Source organism: Variovorax sp. 05N34 (genome assembly GCF_056397405.1).
On record NZ_JBFTNI010000002.1, the window covers coordinates 415,929 to 437,788 of the forward strand.

At 64.3% G+C, this 21,860-nt stretch carries 19 protein-coding genes; 13 read left to right on the plus strand and 6 right to left on the minus strand.

Translation table 11 applies throughout. The features are described 5' to 3' along the window. Nucleotides 1-9: 9 nt before the first annotated feature. Nucleotides 10-1,353, plus strand: a complete 1,344-nt coding sequence (gene gdhA / locus AC1DMA_RS06370; RefSeq protein ID WP_478143630.1) for an NADP-specific glutamate dehydrogenase — start codon at nucleotides 10-12, stop codon at nucleotides 1,351-1,353. Nucleotides 1,354-1,414: 61 nt separating this feature from the next. Beyond that, nucleotides 1,415-2,308, plus strand: coding sequence for a DMT family transporter (locus AC1DMA_RS06375; RefSeq protein WP_478143631.1), 894 nt, complete (start codon nucleotides 1,415-1,417; stop codon nucleotides 2,306-2,308). A 14-nt stretch (nucleotides 2,309-2,322) separates the two neighbouring features. Here the strand turns inward: AC1DMA_RS06375 and AC1DMA_RS06380 are convergent, their stop codons facing one another. Together AC1DMA_RS06380 and AC1DMA_RS06385 are read right to left on the minus strand one after the other, a co-directional pair. Further along, nucleotides 2,323-3,834 carry a nitronate monooxygenase gene (locus AC1DMA_RS06380; protein WP_478143632.1) on the minus strand — a complete coding sequence of 504 codons (1,512 nt, stop codon included), beginning with the start codon at nucleotides 3,832-3,834 and terminating at the stop codon, nucleotides 2,323-2,325. 39 nt (nucleotides 3,835-3,873) lie between these two features. Beyond that, nucleotides 3,874-4,578, minus strand: a complete 705-nt coding sequence (locus AC1DMA_RS06385) for a CBS domain-containing protein (protein WP_478143633.1) — start codon at nucleotides 4,576-4,578, stop codon at nucleotides 3,874-3,876. A gap of 138 nt (nucleotides 4,579-4,716) precedes the next feature. Here AC1DMA_RS06385 and AC1DMA_RS06390 point away from each other — a divergent pair, with 138 nt between their 5' ends. The 3 genes from AC1DMA_RS06390 (at nucleotide 4,717) to AC1DMA_RS06400 (ending at nucleotide 8,561) form a co-directional block, all read left to right on the plus strand. Then, nucleotides 4,717-5,628: a LysR family transcriptional regulator gene (locus tag AC1DMA_RS06390; protein WP_478124278.1), complete on the plus strand. Its 912-nt coding sequence runs from the start codon at nucleotides 4,717-4,719 to the stop codon at nucleotides 5,626-5,628. A gap of 78 nt (nucleotides 5,629-5,706) precedes the next feature. After that, complete coding sequence (locus AC1DMA_RS06395; RefSeq protein ID WP_478143634.1) at nucleotides 5,707-6,681, plus strand: DUF2272 domain-containing protein; 975 nt, start codon at nucleotides 5,707-5,709, stop codon at nucleotides 6,679-6,681. 170 nt (nucleotides 6,682-6,851) lie between these two features. Further along, the gene (locus AC1DMA_RS06400; protein WP_478143635.1) at nucleotides 6,852-8,561 is read left to right on the plus strand and encodes a uracil-xanthine permease family protein; all 1,710 of its coding nucleotides are present in this window, start codon (nucleotides 6,852-6,854) and stop codon (nucleotides 8,559-8,561) included. A 35-nt stretch (nucleotides 8,562-8,596) separates the two neighbouring features. On the opposite strand, the gene AC1DMA_RS06405 is transcribed toward AC1DMA_RS06400, so the two are convergent. After that, nucleotides 8,597-9,280, minus strand: coding sequence for a TetR/AcrR family transcriptional regulator (locus tag AC1DMA_RS06405; protein ID WP_478124281.1), 684 nt, complete (start codon nucleotides 9,278-9,280; stop codon nucleotides 8,597-8,599). Nucleotides 9,281-9,429: 149 nt separating this feature from the next. On the opposite strand from AC1DMA_RS06405, the gene AC1DMA_RS06410 reads away from it, so the two are divergent. From AC1DMA_RS06410 to AC1DMA_RS06420, 3 genes are read left to right on the plus strand one after another with little or no spacing between them, the layout of a single operon-like run. Further along, complete coding sequence (locus AC1DMA_RS06410) at nucleotides 9,430-10,233, plus strand: SDR family NAD(P)-dependent oxidoreductase (protein ID WP_478143636.1); 804 nt, start codon at nucleotides 9,430-9,432, stop codon at nucleotides 10,231-10,233. A 40-nt stretch (nucleotides 10,234-10,273) separates the two neighbouring features. Next, complete coding sequence (locus AC1DMA_RS06415; RefSeq protein ID WP_478143637.1) at nucleotides 10,274-11,407, plus strand: DUF5938 domain-containing protein; 1,134 nt, start codon at nucleotides 10,274-10,276, stop codon at nucleotides 11,405-11,407. A 12-nt stretch (nucleotides 11,408-11,419) separates the two neighbouring features. Further along, nucleotides 11,420-12,979: an AMP-binding protein gene (locus AC1DMA_RS06420; protein WP_478124284.1), complete on the plus strand. Its 1,560-nt coding sequence runs from the start codon at nucleotides 11,420-11,422 to the stop codon at nucleotides 12,977-12,979. 7 nt (nucleotides 12,980-12,986) lie between these two features. Here AC1DMA_RS06420 and AC1DMA_RS06425 read toward each other — a convergent pair whose 3' ends face one another. Together AC1DMA_RS06425 and AC1DMA_RS06430 are read right to left on the minus strand one after the other, a co-directional pair. After that, entirely contained in the window at nucleotides 12,987-14,273 is a 1,287-nt protein-coding gene (locus tag AC1DMA_RS06425) for an MFS transporter (RefSeq protein ID WP_478124285.1), read from the minus strand. A 69-nt stretch (nucleotides 14,274-14,342) separates the two neighbouring features. Next, on the minus strand, nucleotides 14,343-15,665 hold the full coding sequence (locus AC1DMA_RS06430) for an amidohydrolase (RefSeq protein ID WP_478143638.1): 1,323 nt from the start codon (nucleotides 15,663-15,665) through the stop codon (nucleotides 14,343-14,345). A 359-nt stretch (nucleotides 15,666-16,024) separates the two neighbouring features. On the opposite strand from AC1DMA_RS06430, the gene AC1DMA_RS06435 reads away from it, so the two are divergent. Genes AC1DMA_RS06435 through AC1DMA_RS06455 form a run of 5 tightly spaced genes read left to right on the plus strand, consistent with a single transcriptional unit; the run spans nucleotide 16,025 to nucleotide 20,848 of the window. Beyond that, nucleotides 16,025-17,143, plus strand: a complete 1,119-nt coding sequence (locus AC1DMA_RS06435; protein WP_478143639.1) for an ABC transporter substrate-binding protein — start codon at nucleotides 16,025-16,027, stop codon at nucleotides 17,141-17,143. 10 nt (nucleotides 17,144-17,153) lie between these two features. Continuing rightward, nucleotides 17,154-18,188 (plus strand): adenosine deaminase, encoded by a 1,035-nt coding sequence (locus tag AC1DMA_RS06440; RefSeq protein WP_478143640.1) that lies wholly within the window; start codon nucleotides 17,154-17,156, stop codon nucleotides 18,186-18,188. Beyond that, nucleotides 18,185-18,985, plus strand: a complete 801-nt coding sequence (locus AC1DMA_RS06445; RefSeq protein WP_478143641.1) for an ABC transporter ATP-binding protein — start codon at nucleotides 18,185-18,187, stop codon at nucleotides 18,983-18,985. Before AC1DMA_RS06440 ends, AC1DMA_RS06445 begins: the two co-directional genes overlap by 4 nt. Beyond that, nucleotides 18,985-19,806, plus strand: a complete 822-nt coding sequence (locus AC1DMA_RS06450; protein ID WP_478124290.1) for an ABC transporter permease — start codon at nucleotides 18,985-18,987, stop codon at nucleotides 19,804-19,806. Before AC1DMA_RS06445 ends, AC1DMA_RS06450 begins: the two co-directional genes overlap by 1 nt. A gap of 34 nt (nucleotides 19,807-19,840) precedes the next feature. Then, complete coding sequence (locus tag AC1DMA_RS06455) at nucleotides 19,841-20,848, plus strand: isopenicillin N synthase family dioxygenase (protein WP_478143642.1); 1,008 nt, start codon at nucleotides 19,841-19,843, stop codon at nucleotides 20,846-20,848. 4 nt (nucleotides 20,849-20,852) lie between these two features. Here AC1DMA_RS06455 and AC1DMA_RS06460 read toward each other — a convergent pair whose 3' ends face one another. Further along, complete coding sequence (locus tag AC1DMA_RS06460) at nucleotides 20,853-21,794, minus strand: LysR family transcriptional regulator (RefSeq protein WP_478143643.1); 942 nt, start codon at nucleotides 21,792-21,794, stop codon at nucleotides 20,853-20,855. Between the last annotated feature and the right edge of the window lie 66 nt (nucleotides 21,795-21,860).

Sequence of the window (21,860 nt, forward strand, 5' to 3'; positions counted from 1 at the left end):
ACCCTCAAGATGAAATACCGATCGCCAGAAGATTTCCTGAACTGCGTTGCGACACGCAATCCCGACCAGCCGGAGTTTCTGCAGGCTGTCGGGGAAGTGATCGAAAGCTTGTGGCCGTATGTTCAGAAGCATCCCAAGTATGCGGACAACGGACTGCTCGATCGCCTTGTCGAACCTGAGCGGATCATCATTTTTCGCGTGTCCTGGGTGGACGACCACGGCGATGTCCAAGTGAACCGCGGCTACCGTGTCCAGCACAGTTCGGCCATCGGACCCTTCAAGGGCGGATTGCGTTTTCATCCCTCGGTGAACCTGTCGATCCTGAAGTTCCTCGCGTTCGAGCAGACTCTGAAGAATGCGTTGACGACGCTCCCCATGGGCGGTGGCAAAGGCGGATCTGACTTTGATCCCAAGGGGCGCAGCCCGGGCGAGATCATGCGGTTCTGCCAGGCATTCGTGAGCGAGCTTTTCCGCCACCTGGGCGCGGACCGGGATGTACCCGCGGGCGACATCGGTGTTGGCGCGCGTGAGATCGGATTCATGGCGGGCATGATGAAGAAGCTCAGCAACAGCGCAGACTGCGTCTTCACCGGCAAGGCATTGAGCTATGGCGGATCACTGATTCGACCGGAAGCAACAGGTTATGGCGTTGTTTACTTCGTCGAGGAAATGCTCCGGCAAGAGGGTCGCTCGCTTGAAGGGCTGCGGATCAGCGTCTCCGGGTCAGGAAACGTGGCGCAGTTCGCGATCGAAAAGGCCATGGCGCTTGGCGCCCGTGTGGTCACGGTTTCGGACTCGAGCGGCACGGTGTACGACGAGACGGGTTTCACGCCGGACAAGCTGGCTCAATTGATGGAAGTGAAGAACCATCTCTATGGCCGGGTGGACGAGTATGCGCGCCGGGTTGGCGCCGAGTTTCATGCAGGAAAGCGTCCGTGGATCGTGCCTGTCGATGTTGCGCTGCCCTGCGCCACGCAGAATGAACTCGGCGGCGAAGACGCGGATACATTGGTCCGCAATGGCGTGCGCTGTGTCGCCGAGGGCGCGAACATGCCCTCAACCATGGACGCCATTCGAACGTTCGAAAGCAGCGGCGTTCTGTTCGCGCCCGGCAAAGCCAGCAACGCTGGTGGCGTAGCCACCTCGGGACTTGAAATGAGTCAGAACGCGATGCGCATCTCGTGGCCGCGTGAGGAAGTCGACACGCGCCTGCACGGCATCATGCGCAGCATTCACGAGGCTTGCCGCCACCACGGGCGACGGGAAGACGGAACGATCAGCTACGTGAGCGGCGCCAATGTCGCCGGATTTGTGAAGGTCGCGGACGCGATGCTGGCGCAAGGGGTCATCTGACCGAAGCCCGGTCATCAACTTCGACGGGTGGCACTACGCACTACCACGAGAGAAGTCTCCCTTGCACTCAACCGGAACCCTGCGCGGCATCGCCGCCATGCTGCTTGCTTGCGCCTTCTTCGCCTGCATGGACGCGCTGCTCAAGAACCTCGCCGGGCACTACCCGCCGGTGCAAGTGATGGCACTGCGCGGCCTCACGGCGCTGCCCCTGGTGTGCGCGTACATCGTGTGGCGGCGCGAGGCTTCCGGCGTGTTCAACCGCCGCCTGCGTTGGCGCCTGCATCTGTTGCGCGTCGCGCTGAACATGACGATGCTCGTGCTCTTCGTCAACGGCCTGAAGATCCTGGGCCTGGCGCAGGCCTACACGCTCAGTTTCATTGCTCCATTTCTGATGGTGCTCATTGCGGTGCCGATGCTCGGCGAGCCGGTCCAGCCTCGGCATTGGATCGCTATCGGGCTGGGCTTCATTGGCGTTGTGATCGCACTGCGGCCGGACCAGAGCGCCTTTCTTTCGATTGGTGCGTTGTCGGTGCTGGCAGCCGCGGTCTGCTATGCGCTGTCGAACATGCTGGGTCGGCTCATCAGCCGCACCGAATCGAGTTCAGCCCTGGTCTTCTGGACCACGGCAGGCATGGCAGTGGGAGGCAGCCTTTTGTCGGCACCTGGTTGGGTCCCGCTTGAGCCTGAGCACACGTGGGTGCTTGCAGGCCTGGCGATCAGCGGCTTTCTCGGCCAAATGTGCATTGCAGAGGCCTTCCGGCACGGCCAAGCCGCCGCCATCGCCCCGTTCGAATACAGCGCCTTGGCCTGGGGGCTCGTGCTGGACTGGCTTTTCTGGCGGGCCACGCCCGACGCATGGACGTTGGGCGGCGGCGCACTCATCATTGCAAGCGGACTCTGGCTTGCGCGAAGCGAAGCGTCGAGGTCCGGGCCGCCGAACCGGCAGACCGCCTGAGCAGCGCGGCGCGGTCAGCCTCGAAGATAGTCATCCAGGCCCGCGATGTTCAGCCTGTGCGAGCGCAGCATTTCCGCCAGTTCATTTTGAAGGCGCTCTTCGCGCAATCGAGGCGTCAGGCTCTCCAGCTTTCTCACCACCCAGGACTGGCCGCGATTGAGAAATTCCAGCCGCTTTCTCCGATCGGGAATGGCTATCAGTTTGTTGTAGAACTCGCCGGTGCGCGTGCTGGGCACCGCATTGCAAGCCTGTATTCCCCGGATCAGGACGCCGCACCACTTCACTTCGTCTTTCCATATGCCGCGCGCGATTGTCCTGAGTGCGTCATCGTCGGTCTCGCGGGCAAGTTCCATGGACACGCGGGCGCCGGCGCGTTCTGCCTCCAGCAGCTCGTTCAATGCGCCAATCACCTCATCGTCGTCTGCGAGGTCCACATACGCCGCTTCCAACTCGTTGGCGTAGCAAACGGGCGAGGCGAATTCAATCTTCTCAGTCACCGAGTCCGTCCGCACAAACAGCGCTGCCGCAGCCTCAGCCGCAATTTTCTCGATGCGTTCGCCCGCAGCCAGAACGTCCCGGATGCGCGCCGCACCTTCCCCTGCATACAAGGCCATGGCCTCCAGGTCGCCAGTCGTGGTTCGCAGCGGTGAGTCGGTACTGAAAAGGTAGATCGGTCGATCTGCTTCGCGGCCTATCGGCGTCAGTTCATGTCCAAACGGGTCGCCTCGCTCACCTCGAGTGACGCTGTTTTGCAGCACCCGAACCTGTGCATCGGGTGGCCAGTTGATGTGAAAGGCATGCGTCAAGATCGTGTCCCCGTCACGCGAGTCGACAATCGCGTCCTTGTGGAAGTCATGGGCGAACGACTCTTGGGTTGCCAGCAAGGCCGTACCGAGCACCGCGCCTTGTGCGCCCAACGACAGCATGTTCGCGACGTCCTGACCATCCGCCATGCCGCCCGCCGCGAGGACCGGAATGTCGACCTTGGCAAGCACGTCCGCGAGCAAATCGGCCAACGGCTGGTTGCCGCGCACATGACCACCAGCCTCCCTCCCCTGCGCGATCAGCACCTGGGCTCCGGATCGCTCCGCCAACACTGCCTCTTCGGCACTGCCGATCTGGCACATGACGAGCGTGCCCGCTTCGCGAAAGCGGCCGATGATGGCTTGTGAAAGATCCCAGAACAAACTTACGACGGGCACCTTCAGTTGAATGCAGGTCGTTACTTGTTCGTCGAGCAGCTTCCTTGGAGTGGCCGCGGGGATGATGCTCACGCCGAAAGGGCGGCTGGTGAACGAGCGAACCTTCTCGACCTCGCGCCGGATCAGATCCACTGGCTCCCTCACCATGCCGAGCAGTCCGAAGCCGCCCGCCTCGCTTACTGCGCAGACGAGTTCAGAGCGCGAGACTCCGCCCATCCCCGCGAGGACCAGCGGGTAGCGGCATTCCAGCAGATCGCACACAGGGCGATACAGCGCGCCCGAGCGCAGAGGCTCGCGAGCATTGGACTCATCAGTGATCGTCATGGGCAGGCAGCTTGCAGGGTACGTTGGAACATGAGGGACTCAGAACATCACGCCATAGTCCCCGTATTGCAGCCTGCGGTCGTTCACGCCGCAGACACCCGGAATGTTTTCCGCGGCGATTCGCGCGGCATCACGATCGGCGGCTCGCTGGACAATTCCGACGAAGCTCACGACCCCTTCGTGAACGAAAACGTTCGACCATCCGCCGGACCACCACGAGTGTGAGCTCAATTCGGCCAGCAGACGCTTGCGGATGGAATCATCATCGAGGCTCTGTGCGTCGGAATGCGCCGCGAAGTCATGACTCGTTGCAATAGCGCGCATCAGATCGGCACGCGTCACCAATCCGCGCAATTCGCCTTCCTCGAGTACCGGGACACGGCGGATGTGGCGCGCCTCGAAGATCGAAGCGATCTGACCGAGTGGCGCATCGACATTCACGCTCACGAAGTTGCCACTCATGACATCCCTGACGTGCCCGCCATAGGCCCTGACATAGGCGCGAGGACTCGGATCGACTCCCACGAGCCGCTGCCACCATGTGCGGCCATCGGCACAGCGATCCGTTCCGATCTCGTGCCGATGCACAAGATCGCCGTCACCGACCACGCCTACGACCTTGTTGTCCTCCATCACCAGCACGCCGCTGATGCGACGCGCCAGAAGGATGCCGATCACTTCGTGCAGGGCCGTATCGGGCGTCACGGTGATGACCGGGGTGATCATGATGTCGCCAGCCTTCATGTCGTTCTCCTCTTCAGGGGCAGAAGCGCAAAAGCGTCCGCGTCGAAGCTATTGTTGTGCCAGCGTACGCTCCTTGTAAAACGAGTTTTATTGCTTGTTGAATGCAATAATTCCTCATCGATATTGGAAGGCCGGACCATGGATCTGACGCTCGCAGAGACCTTCTTGCGGATCGCTCAGGTCCGAAGCTTTCTGCGCGCGGCAGAGCAGTTGCATGTCACGCCTACTTCAGTCAGCGCCAGGGTCAGGACTCTCGAGCAGTTGCTCGGACGCAGTCTCTTCGTGCGAAACAAGTCCGGCGCTGTCCTGACACCGGCGGGCGAACAGTTCCTTCCGCATGCGACCAGCCTGATGCAGGTGTGGGAGCGCGCTCGGCACCAGGTCGCCGTGCCCGCGGGACGCCGCGCCGTCATGACGATCGGCTGCGAGGTCAGCCTGTGGGACCCGCTTGTGCTTCAGTGGCTACTCTGGATGCGCTCGGCCGCGCCGCATCTCGCGATTCGCGCGGAAGTGGGGCTTCCTTCGGAGCTTCTTGAAAAGATCGTCAGCGGCGTCCTGGACATTGCCATCGTCTACGCACCGCAGCGGCGGCCCAATCTTCGGATCGAACTCCTGATTGAAGAGAAGTTGATCATGGTGACCACGTCCAAGCGGCTGCGGGCGCCACGCCCCGAAGACTATGTCTACGTCGACTGGGGCCCTGAGTTCGCGGCGCAACATGGCCTGGCGTTTCCAGAACTTTCCAACGCGGCGGTGAAAGTGGGGCTTGGGCCGCTAGGGCGCGAGTATTTGCTCAGCGCCGGCGGCACTGGGTATTTTCGACAGGACGTGATCCGCGAGCACCTCGACAACGGCCGGCTGCACAAGGTGCCTGGCATGCCCGAATTCCTCTATCCAGCCTATGCCGTCTATGCGGCCGGTGCCGACGCGAACATCGTCAAACCCGCACTGGTCGGGTTGAGAAATGTGGCACGGTCCGGCCGAGAGGGAGCGAGCGCGCCGGCTTCGAAGTCGCGGCAACCCAAGAGGCGGCCAAAGTCGTCCCGATAGGCAGAGCGGCTATGGCTATGCTCAGTGCGCATGTGCACCTTCTTTCGATCGCAGCGGTTGGTTTCGAAGTGCGCGTCCGTGCTTTTGCTCGCGCTCCCGTTGGCCGCCCAAGCTGCCTCCTTCTGCCTCGACAGCGCCAGGCATCCGCCGCCGCCGCGGGCGCTCGCCATGGCCGCCGCCGCGCAGCGCGAACACCTGGCTTTTGGCGGCCAAGCCATGGACGCCGAGGGCCGGCTTACTGAATCGGGCCTCTCCGAGGCCGAGGACGTGCGCGCAACGCGCTTCTCGCCGGCGCCCTGGCAGCGCGTGCTCGGCTACTGGGAAGCTGTCCAGTTCAAAAAAGGCGAAGAAGGGCGCCTGCCGTCGCTGGTGCGATTCGGCGCCCTTCTGCCGGCCGATCGGCGGCTGCTCATCCAAGCGCTGAATCAGGCGAGCACGGACCATCTGCAGGGCCTGGGCGTGGGGCCGGATCAAGGCCTGCAGTCGCACGAGCTGCGGGCCGCCAGGACCGCGATCGATCGCGTGGCGGTGATCGACACACCCTGGTCCGCGGCCTTCGTGAGCTGGCTTGCACGCGAAGCCGGACTGTCGCCGCAGGAGTTCGAATTCTCGGATGCGCATGCCGACTACGCAGGCGCCGCTTGGCAGGCCGGCAGCGCCGAGGCATCGGGCCGCCCGACGTCCTACGCGATGCGGGCCTGCGACATCACGCTCACCACGCCGAGAGTCGGAGACCTGATCTGCCAGGCGCGCGGCACCCAGGCCGGCCTCGACAGCTTCGAGAAGATCGGCGAAGCCCTGGCCGCTCGCACAAGCAGCGGCGGTGCGCTGCCGATGCATTGCGACGTGGTGGTCGCGGTGGATGCGGGCGGCTTCGATGCCATCGGCGGCAACGTTCTGCAGTCCGTCACTCTGCGCCGGATGGCCTTTGTGCCCGGCAGCTCGCTGATCGATTCGAGTTATCTGCCCGGCGGCTGCAGTGCCGCGCAAACGGGTTGCGTGGATCGCCACCTGAGCCGACAGCCGTGGTCATTGCTGCTGCAATGGCGCTGAGCGATCCGATCGCAACAGCGCAGAACCGCTTTGCGCCCTGCGAGCCCGCGGTCGCCAAGTTCTCCATGTGACCGCTTCTCCTCTCAACGGGCTATGATCCGCGCGGCCAAGCGACCGCACTGCGGCTTCGTCGCTCGCAAGCGCCTCAAACCAAGAAGGAACGCAAGCCGATGTCGCAAAAGCCTGTGGGGCTGATCTATGGGGTCGACGAGACTCCGCCCGTCGGCGTCAACATCCTCGCCGGACTGCAGCAGGTTGGGCTGATGTCGATTTTCCTGGTCTACCCAGTGTTGATCGCGCAGGCGGCCGGCAGCACGGCAGAGGTGGCAGCGGCGATGGTCAGCGCCACAATGATCGCGATGGCCGTCGGCACCATTCTTCAGGTCATCAGGGTCGGGCCGATCGGCTCCGGCTTCCTGTGCCAGCCATCGCCCAGCGTGGTCTATCTCGTGCCCTCGCTGATCGCCGTACGCGGCGGCGAACTGTCGGCGCTGTTCGGCATGACGATCCTCGCCGGCCTCTTCGAGGTGGCCTTGGCACGCGTGCTGCCGCGCCTGCGTCCACTCTTCACGCCGGAGATCACAGGCCTTGTCGTGCTGATGTCCGGCATCTCGGTCGGCGTTGTGGGGCTGCGCACCGCGCTGGGTGGTTCGCAGCCAGACGCGCCGCCCGCGGAGATGGACGTTTTGCTGGGACTCGGCACGCTCGCTCTCATGGCCGCCCTCAACGTCTGGGGCCGTGGCGGCCTGCGCGTCTTCAGCGTGCTGATCGGCCTCGGCTTCGGTTGCCTCGTCGGCGCAGCGCTCGGCCGGCTGGACGCCCACGACATGGCGCGCGTCGCAACGGCGCCGGTGTTGTCCGTACCTTCCTTGGGGGCGATCGGCTTGTCTTTCGACGCGTCGCTGGTGTTGCCCTTTGTGATCGCATCGGTGGCTGCAGTGCTGAAGGTGATCGGCAATGTGACGACCGCGCAGAAGGCCAGCCAGACGGGCTGGGTGCGCGCCGACATGCGTTCCATCAGCCGCGGCGTGATGGCCGACGGACTGGCGTCGGTGGCCGCCGGCGTTCTGGGCGCGCCAGGCATCAACTCGTCCACGGGTGCGGTCGGCCTCGCGACGGCGACGGGCGTGGTCAGCCGCCGCGTCGGATGGTCTGTGGCGGCGATCCTGCTGCTGTTCGCCTTCGTACCGAAGCTGGGCCTTCTGTTCAACCTCATACCGCGACCGGTGCTCGGTGCGGCGCTGGTGTTCTCGTCCACTTTCATCGTCATCAACGGACTGATGATCATGACCTCGCGCCTGCTCGATGCGCGCAAGACGCTGGTGATCGGATTGGCGATTGTCTTCGGCCTGGCGGTGGAAATTTTCCCCGGACTGCTGGTGGTCCTGCCGGTGGCGCTACGGCCTTCCTTGGGCAATTCGCTGGTGCTGGGCACGCTCGTGGGGCTCGGCTTGAACCTGCTCTTTCGAATCGGCCTGCGGCGCAGCGTATCGATGACGATAGGACCGGCGGCCATCGACCCGTCGGCGCTGGAGCAGTTCCTCGATCTGCACGGGGCGACCTGGGGTGCGCGCAGCGACGTCATCGTGCGCGCCAAGTTCAACCTGGTGCAGTCCATCGAGACGCTGGTGTCGAGTGGCGTCGCCGCCGGTCCGTTGGTCATCGAGGCCTCGTTCGACGAGTTCAACCTCGATCTGCAGGTGTCATACGAAGGTCTCGAACTGGAGTTGCCGCAGCAGCGTCCGACGATCGACGAGATCATTGATTCGGAAGACGGCGAACGGCGGCTGTCCGGCTTTCTGCTGCGCAGCTTTGCCGATCGCGTGACGTCGCGGCGTTCAGGCTCGCAGGCGTCGGTCGCGTTCCACTTCGATCACTAGCCAGGGCACGAGAGGCATCGCCTCTTCTGCGCACTTCAGGCTGCGCGGGGCCGAGCGTTGACCAAACTGCCGCGAGAGGCACGCCGCGCACGACGGACGGGCGCATCAGCCGCAGCACCAAACCATTGCCCCACGACCAGTCTGACCTGCGATTTCATGGCAGCCACGGCCCGGCGATCGCCCGCCAGGTGCTTAAGCAAGCATTGCTGGAACAGGCCGTCGAACATCGCATAGGCCACGCTGCTGGGGACGGGCACCGGCGTTCCGGACAGTTCGGCGAAACGAGTGAGGACGCGCCAGATCATGCGCTCCAGGCTCTTGTCGATTTCGGCGACGTCGGCGCGGAACGCCTGCTCGAAGAGCGACTGCGCGCGCAGGTCATACCAGAGCCGATGCATGCTCGTGTCCTTTCGCAAGGTCTCGGCCAGGCTCTCGGTGAAGCCCTCCATCAGCGCGTTGAACGAACCGGCATCGGCGGTGACCTCGTCGTAGCGCGTCACGCAGCGCGCCTTGTACTGGCGCACGCTGCACAGGATCAGGTCGAGCTTGTCGGTGAAGTAGTAGTGCAGCACCCCGTGCGAGAAAGCGGAGTTCTGCGCGATTTCGCGCAGGCTGGTGCGGGCATAGCCGAGTTCGGCAAGGGTTTGCATGGCTGCCTCGCCGAGCTCGGCGCGGCGCTCGGCGAACTTGGGATCGGATGCGCGGGGCGTCTTGAGCATGTGCCGATTGTAGAGAGCGATCCCGACTTGCGCCCGTGCAAACCCTCGCTTCTTGACAACTGTCCAGATTCATCTTGACAGCCGTCAAGACGACTCCTAGCATCGACTCGCGTTCCTTGACAGTCGTCCAAAAATCAACAGGAGACATCGTGCAGAAGTTCAACTTGACGGGCCGCAAGGCCCTGGTGACGGGCGGGGCGCGCGGCCTCGGCGAAGGCATGGCGCAAGCGCTCGCAGCCGCAGGCGCCTCGGTGATGATCGGCGACGTGCTTGCGCCCCTGGGTCGTGAAACTGCAGGCAAGCTCTCTGCCAGCGGCGCGAAGGCCGGCTTCGTCGCATTGGACGTCACCAAGGAAGAGGACTGGGCAGCAGCCGTACAGGCCACCATCGAAACGCTCGGCGGCTTCGACATCCTCGTCAACAACGCCGGCATCGAGATCACCGCGCTGGTGGCCGATGTCGACGCGGCCGACCTGCGCCGCATGCTCGACGTGAACATCGTCGGCACCGCGCTCGGCATGAAGCACGCTTTTCGCGCGATGCGCCCCGGCGGCGCCGCCGGCAAAGGTGGCGCGGTGGTCAACATCTCCTCGGTTGCGGCGACCATTGCCTTTCCGGCCATCGCGGGCTACTCGGCCACCAAGTCGGCGGTGGACCGTCTGACGCGCGTCGGTGCCATGGAGGCCGGCAAGCTCGGCTACGGCGTGCGCGTGAACTGCATCTACCCCGGACTCGTGGCCACCGAGATGGGGATGAGACTCGCCGGTGACGTGGTCGCGGCGGGACTCTTCCCATCTCCCGACGCAGCGGTAGGCGCAATCGTCGAACTGACCCCGGCCGGACGCTTGGGCGAAGTGAGCGACATGGCCGATGCGGTGGTGTTCCTGTGCTCCGACGCCGCTCGCTTCATCACGGGCGCAGGCTTGCCGGTGGACGGCGGCATGGGCATGTGAACTGCGCGTTCCATTCACCACCACCGACAAGGACGACACAATGAGCAGCAGCAAGAAACCCGTCGTGGTCTACGGCGCGTCCGGCTACACCGGCCGACTCGTGTGCGAGTACCTGCGCGAGTACAACATCCCCTTCATCGCCGCGGGCCGCAGCAAGGAAAAGATCGACGCCGCGATGAAGTCCAATGTCGCGGGCATCGAGACCGCGAGCTTCGAAGTGATCGAGGTGGCGCACACGGTCGATGCGCTCACCGAGCTCTTCAATGGCGCTTCGGTCGTGCTGAACACCGTCGGCCCCTTCGCGAAATTCGGACCGGAAGTCGTGCAGGCGTGCCTTGCCGCGAAGTGCCACTACACCGACACCACGGGCGAGCAGGACTGGCTGATCACTCTCGAAGAGCAATACGGCGCGAAGTTCGCGGCCGCCGGCCTGCTGCTGTCTCCGGGCCTTGCGCAGATGTACACCACGGGCGAGATCGCCGCACAGTTGTGCCTGGAGACGCCGGGGCTCGACACGCTCGACATCGCGGTGTTCTGGGGCGGGAGTCCGACCATCGCATCGACGCAGACGATCCTGGTCAACGCCGCGACGTCCAAGGCCTACTACCTCGAGCAGAACCAGTACGTCGAATGGCAGCCCGATGCAGGCTTGTACAGTCTCTCGATCCCCGGCCAGCATGAGGCGGGGTTGGCGCTTCCATGGGGCGGCACTTCGCATCCTGTGTGGTTCAGGAAAGACCCTCGCGTGTCCAACGTGAAGGTGCTCGGCGGCGTGTTCAACAAGCCGTTGATGCAGGGCGTGCCGCACATTGTTGCCGCAGCCCTCAAAGCAACCGAAGGCATGAACCCCGACGACCGCTACGCCGCACTGGCCCAGACGGCCGCCGGTGTGATGAACACGATGCCCCCGCGCGAGAACCCGCGCATCAACAAGTCGGTCGATTCCGTTCACGCCTCTGGCCCGCTGGCGCGGGCGCACTGCGTCATCTTCGGCAACTGCAACTACAAGCAGACCGGCTTGCTGCAAGCCTATGCCGCCGCGTCGCTGTTGCAGCAGGCGCCCAAGCGCGTCGGCTTTGCGTCGGGCTGCCAGGCCTTCGGCCACCACGAGCTGCTGGGCACCTTGCGCAGCTTCGGACTGGTGCAGGCGCCGCTGTTGACAGTGCATCGCTGATCGGCGCGCGCCGTGCGGTTGATCGACTATCTCGACAAGGGCGCCCAGCTCGGCGACGGGGCACCGTGCCTGACGATGGGTGACCTGGACCTGTCGTATGCGCAGGTGCAGCGGATCAGCCATCGCGTGGCACGCGCACTGCAGCGCTCCGGGCTTCGCCCCGGACACAAGGTGGCAGTGCTCTCGGGCAACGACGCAGTGGCGTTCGCCTGTGTGTTCGGCATCTCGCGCGCGGGCGCCGTCTGGTGTCCAATCAATCCGCGCAACGAGGCGGTCGAGAACCGGTATGTGCTCGACGCCTTCGACTGCGCATGCCTTATCTTCCACAGCAACTACGCGGCGATGGTCGACCAGATCCGTGCCGAGTGCCCCAAGCTCACGACGCTCGTGTGCCTGGACAAGGCGCTGCCTTTTGCGCCTTCATGGGCGCAGTGGGTCGAGGAAGCGGGTGAGGAAGCGCTTCACCTCGAGCCGCCGGACGACCTCGCCATGATCGCCGGCACCGGCGGCACCACGGGTCAGCCCAAGGGCGTCATGCTGTCGGGCCGAAATCTCGAGACGATGTCGGCCTTGACCTTGATGGGCTACCCGTTCGATGGCCGTCCCACGTACCTGGCGCTCGCTCCACTGACACACGCGGCGGGCGTGCTGTGCTTGCCCGTAATGGCATTGGGTGGGCGCATCGTCATCATGCCCAGCCCCGATCTCGGTGACTTCCTCGGGTTGATCGAGCGTCACCGCGTCACTCACACCTTCTTGCCGCCCACGTTGATCTACATGCTGCTGCAGCATGAGCAGCTGGCATCGACCCGGCTCGATTCGCTGCAGTGCTTCTGGTACGGCGCAGCGCCGATCTCATCGGCGCGGCTGGAAGAGGCCCTCACAAAGATCGGCCCCGTCATGGCGCAGCTGTTCGGCCAGACCGAAGCGCCGATGATGATCTCGATGATGGCACCACGTGACCATTTCCACGCCGACGGCACGGTGGCGCGCCAACGCCTCGCCTCCGCAGGGCGCCCGGGCCCGCTGGTGCAGGTTGCGACTATGGCCACGGATGGCGCATTGCTGCCGACCGGTGAGACTGGGGAGATCGTGATTCGCAGTTCGCTGGTGATGATGGGCTACTACAAAGACCCGGCGGCCACGCAAGAGGCGTGGCGCCACGGATGGCATCACACCGGCGACATCGGCCGACTCGACGCCGACGGCTACCTGTACATCGTCGATCGCGCGAAGGACATGATCATCACGGGCGGCTTCAACGTCTATTCGGTCGAGGTCGAGCAGGCACTGATGCAGCACCCCGACGTGCAGGACAGCGCCGTCATCGGCCTGCCCGATGACAAGTGGGGCGAGCGCGTGGCGGCCGTGCTGCAGCTACGTTCGGGCCGCAGCAGCGACAGCGACAAGACAGTCGACGAGATTCAGGCCTTCGTGAAGGCGCGCATCGGCAGCGTCAAGACGCCCAAGCAGATCGAGATCTGGCCAGACCTGCCGCGCTCGAAGGTCGGCAAGGTGCTCAAGAAGGACATTCGATCGGTGCTTCTCGAACGGCTCTTGGCGCCCCCTTGAATCCTCGTCACGGTGCTGGCTCGCAGTGTCTCGACGATGTCCTCGGGCGCCATCGCACCGTGCGCAGCAGCAGCGTCGCGACAATCGTGAGGTTCAGCAGGTTCCATGCGATGCCGTTGAGGAAGGCCGCGTGATAGCTCCCCGTCAGATCGAAGACCTTGCCCGACATCCAGCCGCCCAGCGCCATGCCGAACAGCGTGCACATCAGCACCGTGCCGACGCGCGCACCGGCTTCGGCGGGCGGGAAATGCTCACGCACGATGATGGCGTAGGAAGGCACGATCCCGCCCTGAAAAAGTCCGAACAGGGCCGACACCACGTACAGCGACACAAGCCCGTCGAAGGGGAGGAAGAGCAGCAGCGCAAGCCCCTGCAACGCAGACCCCAGCAGCAAGGTGCGCAGCCCGCCGATCCGGTCACAGATCGCCCCGGAGACCAACCGGCTGATGATGCCGAAGCCCAGCATGATCGACAGCATCTGCGCGCCGCGCGCGGCGCCATAGCCGAGATCGCCGCAGTAGGCCACGATGTGCACCTGCGGCATGGCCATGGCGACGCAACAAGCTGTCGCCGCCACGCACAGCAGGCCCTGTGCCGTGCCAATGCTGAGACCGAATGGGCGCAGCGCAGCCGAAGACAACGCGGCCGTCGCGCCGCTGGCCGCGACGGCCGGCGCGGCAGCCAGCGCCGGCGGGCGGGGTCGCATGAACAACGCGAGCACCGCCATGGTCACACCACAGAACACGCCCATGCCGAAGTAAGTCTGCCGCCAGCCGACCGTCTCGACGAAATGCTGCACGATCGGTGGCCAGACCGCGCCGGCAACGTAGTTGCCACTGGCGCACAGCGCGACGGCAATGCCGCGTCGTCGCACGAACCACAGCGAGGTGTCGGCCACCAATGGCGCAAAGACCGCCGCACTGCCGAACAAGCCGACCAGCACGGCCTGCGCGGCAGTGAAGGCCACGATGCCACGGGAGAAACTACAGGCGATGTAGCCAAGCCCCACGCCCACTGCGCCAAGCAGCAGCGGCCACATCACCCCGAACCGATCCGCCAGGCGGCCCATCAGCACGCCGCCGGCGCCGAAGCCGATCATCAGCAAGGTGTACGGAAGCGATGCGTCCGAACGCGCGATGCCAAAGTCGGCCTGCACGGCGGGCAGCACCACTGACACCACGTACATGCCGCTGCTGCCCACTGTCATGAGCAGGATCGTCACCACGAGGCGCAGCGCCGCGTAACGCGAGTCCGGCAGGTGGCGAGACGGCGCAAGCAAGGTGTTGGAAGTCATGAAGCGAGCATATCCAACCGGCCGCAGACGACCGCCTCTGCGGTCGCCCACGATTCAACACAAAAGACACTACTTGGGTGCCATCGTTGTCAGCACCGCGACGCTCATCGCCTCCACGCTTGTCTTGATCGATGGCTCGGGCACCGGCGCGAAGAAGGGCGAATGGTTGAAGGCCAGCGGCTTGCCCCCGGGCTTCATCGACGCGGCAACGTCTTCGGGCGAGAGCACGCCGACAAAGAAGAACATCGACGGCACGCCGGCATTGACGAATTCCGAGAAGTCTTCGCTCGCGGTGATGGGCGGCACCGCCACTACCTTCGGGTCGCCGAACGCTGCCTTGAGCGCGGTGACGGTGCGACCGACCACGGCCTCGTCGTTGACGACGGCCGCACCGCCGGGCACCAGTTCAACCACCGGCTCGGGCGCACCACCCATCATCGCTGCCGCATTGGCGGTGCGACGAATGCCTGCGAGCAGCTTCTCGCGCACCTCGGGCTTGTACGAGCGGATGGTGCCGCGCAGCACCACCGAGTCGGGAATGATGTTGCCTACAGTGCCGCCCTGGATCGCACCGACGGTGACGACTCCGAACTCCGCCGGATCCTTTTCGCGGCTGACCACCGTTTGCACATCGGTCACGAAGCGCGCTGCAATCGCGATGGGGTCGATGGTCTTGTCAGGAGCCGAGCCATGGCCGCCGCGGCCCTTGAAGGTGATTTCGAGCGAATCTGAATTCGAGCTGACCGGGCCGACCTTGTAGCCGACGAAGCCGTAAGGTGACGGCGACGTGTGCAGCGCAAATGCATAGTCGGGCTTGGGGAAGCGCTTGAACAGACCGTCCGCAATCATCGCCTTGGCTCCGGAGACGGTTTCCTCGGCGGGCTGCGCCACGAACATCAAGGTGCCTTTCCACTGATCCTTCATCGCGAGCAGCGTGCGCGCGGTGCCGACCCAGCTCGCCATGTGGATGTCGTGTCCGCAACTGTGCGCAACGAAAGTCTCCCGGCCGTTGGATTGCGTTTTCACCTTGCTCGCATATGGCAGTCCGGTCTTCTCTTCCATCGGCAGGGCATCGAGTTCGGTACGAACCAGCACCGTCGGACCTGCGCCATTCTTGTAGATCGCGACGAGGCCGGTGCCCCCGACTTTCTCGGTGACGTCGAAGCCGAGCTTGCGCATTTCATCGGCCAGTTTTGCGGCGGTGCGCACCTCCTGGAACGCGATCTCGGGATTGGCATGCAGGTCCTTGTAGAGCGTCTCCAGCGAAGGGTACATGCCGCCGACGATGGGCGTGATCTGCGCATGCAGGGCCGATTGGGTTTGGGCGCCGACGGACGCGGCGAAAAGAACGGCAGCGACCATCGCGCCGCTGCGGAACAGAACAGATCCCATTGCGAAGACTCCAGTGAAAAATTGGATGACGGAACCAAAGGCTCTCGTGCATTGTGAGGGCGTTTTCGGGACGCTCCCGTGGGAGGCTACTTCACAGGCACGGCGACCACCGACGCAAGCTGTGGCGCACCGATTAGTCAGTGTGGCTTCCGTCGAACGCACCAAGCGTGTGCCGCATTCGGCGCGCACGGCCTCCCTGCCTGTATAGCGCTCGCCCGGGGTGCGGATTGCCCCAATCTTGAGCACAAAACACCCAAATCAATGATCTAACTATTCGCACATTACTCTCTAAATATTGATCCCACGATAAGCATTCCAACCGATAACCTTCATCGCACGTCACCCCTTCAAAGACCTCGATGAAGCTCACATTCCTCTCAAGATTCAAGCGCCCGGCCGTGCAGGCCATTGGCGCCGCGCTCGGCCTCCTGGCCCTGAGCGCTCAAGCCCAGCAGTTGGGCACAAAGCCGCTGAAGCCAGTCACCATTGCCCTGGGTACTCAGGTGGTCAATGTGACCTATCCCTGGCTCACGCTTCCGATTGCCTTGGGTTATTGGAAGGAAGAGGGCTATGACGTCAAGATCGTTACCACCGGCGGCTCGCTCCAGGGCATTCAGCAGATGGTGGCCGGTGGGGTGGACTTCGCACAGGTGAACTCCACGGGCCTTGTCCAAGCCAACACCGAGAACAACGTGGCGGTGCGGGGTCTCATGGGCACTGGCGTCATCGACTGGGGCATTGGCATCCTCGAGGGCAGTGCAATCAAGTCTGTGGCCGACCTGAAGGGCAAGAAGATCGGCATCTTCAGCTTGGGCACGGGCGGCATGCCTCTACTCAAAGGCTACCTGCGCGCCAACGGCATCAACCCGGATTCGGACGTACAGATCATCGCCACCGGTGCCGGCGCCCCCGCACTCGAGGCTCTCAAGTCCGATCGCGTGCAAGCTCTGATGTTCTGGGGTTCTGCACTCACTGGATTTCAAAATGCAGGAACGAAGATGCGCGTGATCTTCGACCCGGCTTGGCGCGCCCTGCCGGACTTCACCTTCGCCGCGATGCAGAAGACCATCGATTCGGACCCCGCGATGGTGGAGGCCATCTCGCGCGGCGCGGCCAAGGCGACGCTCTTCGCGCAGACCAACCCCGAATGCACGCGCAAGATCCACTGGAAGAACTTCCCGAGCACGAAGCCCACCGGCGCCGATGAAGCAACACTTGCCAAGTGGGATCTGGCGCTGCTGGAATCGCAGCTCGAATCCATGTCCGCCGCCTACACCATGAACGGCGGCAAACTGATCGGCGCGATGAACCCAGCGGCCTATGGCCGTATGCAGGACCTGATGCTCAAAGACGGTCTCATCAAGCGCACCCTGCCGCCCGAATCCATGCTCTATCTCAAGCCCGGTTTCGTGGAGGCGATCAACCGCTTCGACCACGCCGCCGTGATCGATGCCGCCAAGTCCTGCAATGGCGCCTGAATCCGTTCAGATGACGCCTGAAGAATTCGTCGCCGGCCTGCCCAAGGCCGAGCTGCACATGCACATCGAAGGCTCGATCGAGCCCGATCTGTTCCTGCGGCTGGCAAGCCGAAACGGCGTGGCCATCCGCTGGCAGTCCGAGGCGCAACTGCGCGCCGCCTACCGCTTCACTGACCTGCAGGACTTTCTGGACCTCTACTACGACGGCTGCCGGGTGCTTGTGCAGGCGCAGGACTATTTCGATGTGACGCGCGATTACCTCCGGCGCGCTCACGCGGACGGCGTCTTGCACGCGGAAATGTTCCTCGGCCCCCAAGGCCACACCCTGCGCGGCGTACCCATTGCCACCGTAATGGAAGGCGTCTTCGCGGCGATGGACGCGGCACAGGCCGAGGACGGCATCACCAGCGGCCTCATCCCGGTGGCGCAGCGCCATCGCAGCGAGACGGAGGCGCTCGCCATGCTCGAAGAACTGGAGCCCTGGTACGGCCGCCTGCTGGGCTTTGGCCTCGGCGGTGCCGAAGTCGGCAACCCACCGGGCAAGTTCGCCGAGTTCTTCCGCCGTTGCCGCGCTCTGGGCTTCAAGGTCGTGGCCCATGCAGGCGAGGAAGGTCCCGCAGCGTATGTGCGCGAGTCGGTCGAACTGCTGCAGGTGGACCGCGTTGACCATGGCAACGCGTGCATCGACGACACCGCGCTCGTCGAGATGCTCGCGCAGCGGCGCACGCCGCTCACGATGTGTCCGCTGTCCAACCTCAAGCTGCAGGTGATCGACTCGTTGGCTGCGCATCCGCTCAAGCGCCTGCTTCAAGCGGGCCTGTGCGTCACCGTGAATTCCGACGACCCCTCCTACTTCGGCGGCTACGTCAATGACAACTACCTGGCCTGCCAGCGCGAACTCGGCCTTGGGCACAACGAGCTGGCCCAGCTCGCGCGCAACAGCTTCGAGGCGGCGTTCATCCCGGACGCACAGCGTCGAGACGCAAACGCTCGCATTGACGACTGGATGGCGCGGGCCGCCCCATTCAAGAAAGACCACCGATGAGTTCGCTTTTGGCGTCTGAACCGAAGGCGCCTGCATTCAGATTCGACCGCCTGCACAAGACCTTCCGCTCCAAGGATGGCGGCAACGTCGTCGCGCTCCAGGACATCGACTTCCGTGTCCGGCACGGCGAGTTCGTGACCGTCGTCGGTCCCAGCGGCTGCGGCAAGAGTACGCTGCTTCGCATCCTTGCGGGCCTGGAGCGCGCCAGCAGCGGCAACGTCGAACTCGGCGGACGCGAGCATGTCGGCCCGAGCAGGGACGTGGGCGTCGTCTTCCAGGCGCCCGTGTTGCTGCCCTGGCGCAACGTCCTTCAGAACGTGCTGGTACCCGCGCAGATCCAGGGCCGCGATGCCAAGGCCGCGCGTGAGCGGGCCATCCATTACCTGAACCTCGTGGGCCTGTCCGGCTTCGAGACCAAGTACCCGAACGAGTTGTCCGGCGGCATGCAGCAGCGCGTGGGCATCGCCCGTGCGCTGGTCAACGATCCGATGCTTCTGCTCATGGACGAGCCCTTCGGGGCACTGGATGCCATGACACGCGAGACCATGAACGTGGAGCTGCTCAAGCTGCGCGAACGCACCGGCGCGACCATCATGCTCGTGACTCACAGCATTCCCGAGGCGGTTTTCCTCGGCGATCGGGTGATCGTCATGTCCCCGAGGCCAGGACGCGTCACCCAGGTGATCGACGTCGAGCTCCCATTGCCGCGCAGCTTGGACTTGATCAACACCGAGGGCTTCGGCAAGTACGTGTCCTCCATCCGCGCCAACCTGAACGCCAGCGGAGGCCTGGACTGATGAGCACAACCACCCCCAACCCGGAAAGCCCGGCCAACAAACTCACGCCCGGGCGGCGCCGCGCACTCATTGCGATGTTCTTCGTCGCAGTGATCGCTGGCTGGCATGTCGCGGTGACCGCACTGAATGTCTCGCACCTGATCTTCCCCGGGCCGGCTGGCGTTGCGCGTGCGGTCTACGATGCGCTCGCCTCTGGCGAGATCTGGCCGCACCTCGGCGTGACCCTCTACGAGATCCTTGCGGGCTTTGCGGTGGGGGCGCTTTCCGGCTTCGTGCTGGGCGCCCTCATTGGGCAGAGCGCCGTGCTCGAAGCTGTGCTTTATCCCTACGTACTCGCCTTCCAGACCGTGCCCAAGGTAGCGGTTGCGCCGCTCTTCGTGCTCTGGTTCGGCTTCGGGACCACCTCCAAGGTGGTGATCACGGCCACCATCGTGTTCTTTCCGGTGCTGGCCAATACCATCGTCGGACTGCGCTCTGCGCCGCGCGATCAGATCGACCTGATGCGCGCCTTCACCGCCTCCGGCTGGCATGTGTTCCGCATGGTGCGACTGCCGCATGCCCTGCCCTACGTCTTCGCGGGGCTGGACATCGGGATCGTGCTGGCCGTCATCGGCGCGATCGTCGGCGAATTCGTGGGCGCCCAGGCGGGGCTGGGCTACCTGATCCTGCAGCGCAACTTCTCGATGGATGCCGCCGGCATGTTCGCCATCCTCATTGTCCTGTCCCTCATCGGAATCGTGCTGCATGCGATCGTGAAGACCATCGCACGGCGCGTCATCTTCTGGGCCGACGCCTTCACCGACCTGTCGCGCGGCACCTGATCAATCCCTCTTAGCCAACCAAGGAGCCCATCCAATGCACTCGTCCTCCGAACACGCGGTGGACGCACCGCGCCGTGCGTCCGCCGAAGAAATGCCAGTCCTCGACCTCGGAGCCTGGCTCGCGGGCGGCCCGATCGAGCCGCTCGTCGAGCAGTTCAAGGCTGCCTGCACCAACACCGGCTTCTTCTATGTGAAGAACCACGGCATACCGCAGGAAACCATCGATGGGGTCTTCGAGGCCACCCGGCGCTACATGTCGCTGCCGATGGAAGAACGCCTGCGCGACAAGATCGACGAGCGCTTCCGCCGTGGCTTCATGCCCATGGGAGTGACGCAGCATCCGGGCCACAAACCCGACCTCAAGGAAAGCTACGAACTGGGCCTGGACCTGCCGCTGACCGACTCCGACGTGGCCTCGGGGCGCCCGCTTCACGGCCCCAACCACTGGCCGGCAGACAAGCCCTGGCTCGAACAGGCAGCCATGAGCTACTTCAACGCGAGCATCGAGCTGGGCCGCAATCTGCTGAAGGTGTTTGCCGCGGCCGTGGGCAAGGAAGAAGGCTTCTTCTTGCAATATGCGAAGAAGCCGATGGTGCAGGCTCGCCTCTTCCACTACCCGCCCCAGCAGTCGTTTACCAATCTGGAACTGGGTGCGGCCGCGCACACCGACTACGGCATGCTGACGCTGCTGGCGCAGGACCCGATCGGCGGGCTCGAACTCCGCACCCGAAGCGGCGAATGGGTGGCGGCGCCCTATATCGAGGGCACGCTCGTCATCAACCTCGGAGACCTCGTGAAGGTTTGGACCAACGACGTGTATGTGTCCAATCCACACCGGGTCGCGAACCGCACTGGCAAGGAGCGCTATTCGATCCCCACCTTCTTCAACCTGGACTACGACACGCCCGTGGCCTGCCTGCCCGAGTTCGCGCCGGCCTCCGGTGCCCCCCGGCATGCACCGATCAAGTCGGGCGAGTATCTGGTGAGCCGCTTCGCCGCCGTGCAGAAGTACAAGACCCCGGCCGAACTGGCGGCCGGGTAGCGTCTCAGACGGGTGCGCGGCCGGTCTTGGCGCGGCGCTCGATGTCCTCGAGCACCGCCGTCAGGTCACCGAGGAAGGTGTCGACCGCGAGCGGCAGGTTTCTCCCCTTGTGCACGCTGAGCGCAAAGCGCTGCGGCCTGGCACGCGGATCCTTGAGCGGGATGTAAGAGCCCGCGCGCGGGTTGCCGAAGGGATCGTCCAGTGGCCGGGTGGTGAAGGTCAGACACATGCCTTCCGCCGCGACGTTGCGCATGAGCTCGTACGAGTTCGTCTCCAGCGCCACCCGAGGCCGCACCTTGGCCTTGGCAAGCATCTCGTCGTACTGCTGCTTGGCCCACAGCGACGCATCCAGGGTGGACATGCTGTACTCGGCGCAGTCGCTTAAACGCAGGGTCTCGCGATGCTCCAGTGGATGGCCCTTCGGCACCAGCACGAACAGCGGCAGCAGACGCGAGTACAGCACCGAAAGGTCCTGCAGTGCGACGTCTCCGAACGTGAAGCAGGCATCCAACTCGTCTTCGAGAACCATCTGCGCCAGTCGCGGGCTGCCGGCCACATGCACATTGAAAGACAAGCCCGGATAGCGCTTGGAAAAGCGGGACAGGAACTTGGGCATGAGGTCCCGCACCAGCGACTCGGGCATCCCGAAATTGATGCCGCCCCGCTTCAGGCCCTGAAGAGATTCGATCTCGGAGTGAAGTCGGCGTGTCTCGTTGCCCACGTTCTTGTAGTAGCGCATGAGGGCTTCGCCCGCGGCGGTGAGCTTGACCTTTCCTCGCCCCTGGCGCCGCTCCAGCACCGGAGCGCCAAGCGCGTCCTCAAGCAGCGCAAGCTGCCGACTGATTGCCGACGAGGCGACGAACAGCGTCTCTGACGCCGCTCTGATCGACCCGGTGCGGACGACTTCCGCGAAGTAGCGAAGCGAAGTGGTCGAGACGGGATTCAAGAGGCGGCTCCGCAGCGCGATTGCCCAACAAGATCAGGGAAGCCGCGATGATGCCTGACACGGACA

Excerpts from the sequence above, each read along its gene's own strand:
- gdhA (WP_478143630.1), top strand. The coding sequence starts at position 10 with ATGAAATACCGATCGCCAGAAGATTTCCTGAACTGCGTTGCGACACGC.
- AC1DMA_RS06380 (WP_478143632.1), bottom strand. The coding sequence starts at position 3,834 with ATGACGATCACTGATGAGTCCAATGCTCGCGAGCCTCTGCGCTCGGGC.
- AC1DMA_RS06385 (WP_478143633.1), bottom strand. The coding sequence starts at position 4,578 with ATGAAGGCTGGCGACATCATGATCACCCCGGTCATCACCGTGACGCCC.
- AC1DMA_RS06390 (WP_478124278.1), top strand. The coding sequence starts at position 4,717 with ATGGATCTGACGCTCGCAGAGACCTTCTTGCGGATCGCTCAGGTCCGA.
- AC1DMA_RS06400 (WP_478143635.1), top strand. The coding sequence starts at position 6,852 with ATGTCGCAAAAGCCTGTGGGGCTGATCTATGGGGTCGACGAGACTCCG.
- AC1DMA_RS06405 (WP_478124281.1), bottom strand. The coding sequence starts at position 9,280 with ATGCTCAAGACGCCCCGCGCATCCGATCCCAAGTTCGCCGAGCGCCGC.
- AC1DMA_RS06415 (WP_478143637.1), top strand. The coding sequence starts at position 10,274 with ATGAGCAGCAGCAAGAAACCCGTCGTGGTCTACGGCGCGTCCGGCTAC.
- AC1DMA_RS06425 (WP_478124285.1), bottom strand. The coding sequence starts at position 14,273 with ATGACTTCCAACACCTTGCTTGCGCCGTCTCGCCACCTGCCGGACTCG.
- AC1DMA_RS06430 (WP_478143638.1), bottom strand. The coding sequence starts at position 15,665 with ATGGGATCTGTTCTGTTCCGCAGCGGCGCGATGGTCGCTGCCGTTCTT.
- AC1DMA_RS06435 (WP_478143639.1), top strand. The coding sequence starts at position 16,025 with ATGAAGCTCACATTCCTCTCAAGATTCAAGCGCCCGGCCGTGCAGGCC.
- AC1DMA_RS06440 (WP_478143640.1), top strand. The coding sequence starts at position 17,154 with ATGACGCCTGAAGAATTCGTCGCCGGCCTGCCCAAGGCCGAGCTGCAC.
- AC1DMA_RS06445 (WP_478143641.1), top strand. The coding sequence starts at position 18,185 with ATGAGTTCGCTTTTGGCGTCTGAACCGAAGGCGCCTGCATTCAGATTC.
- AC1DMA_RS06450 (WP_478124290.1), top strand. The coding sequence starts at position 18,985 with ATGAGCACAACCACCCCCAACCCGGAAAGCCCGGCCAACAAACTCACG.
- AC1DMA_RS06455 (WP_478143642.1), top strand. The coding sequence starts at position 19,841 with ATGCACTCGTCCTCCGAACACGCGGTGGACGCACCGCGCCGTGCGTCC.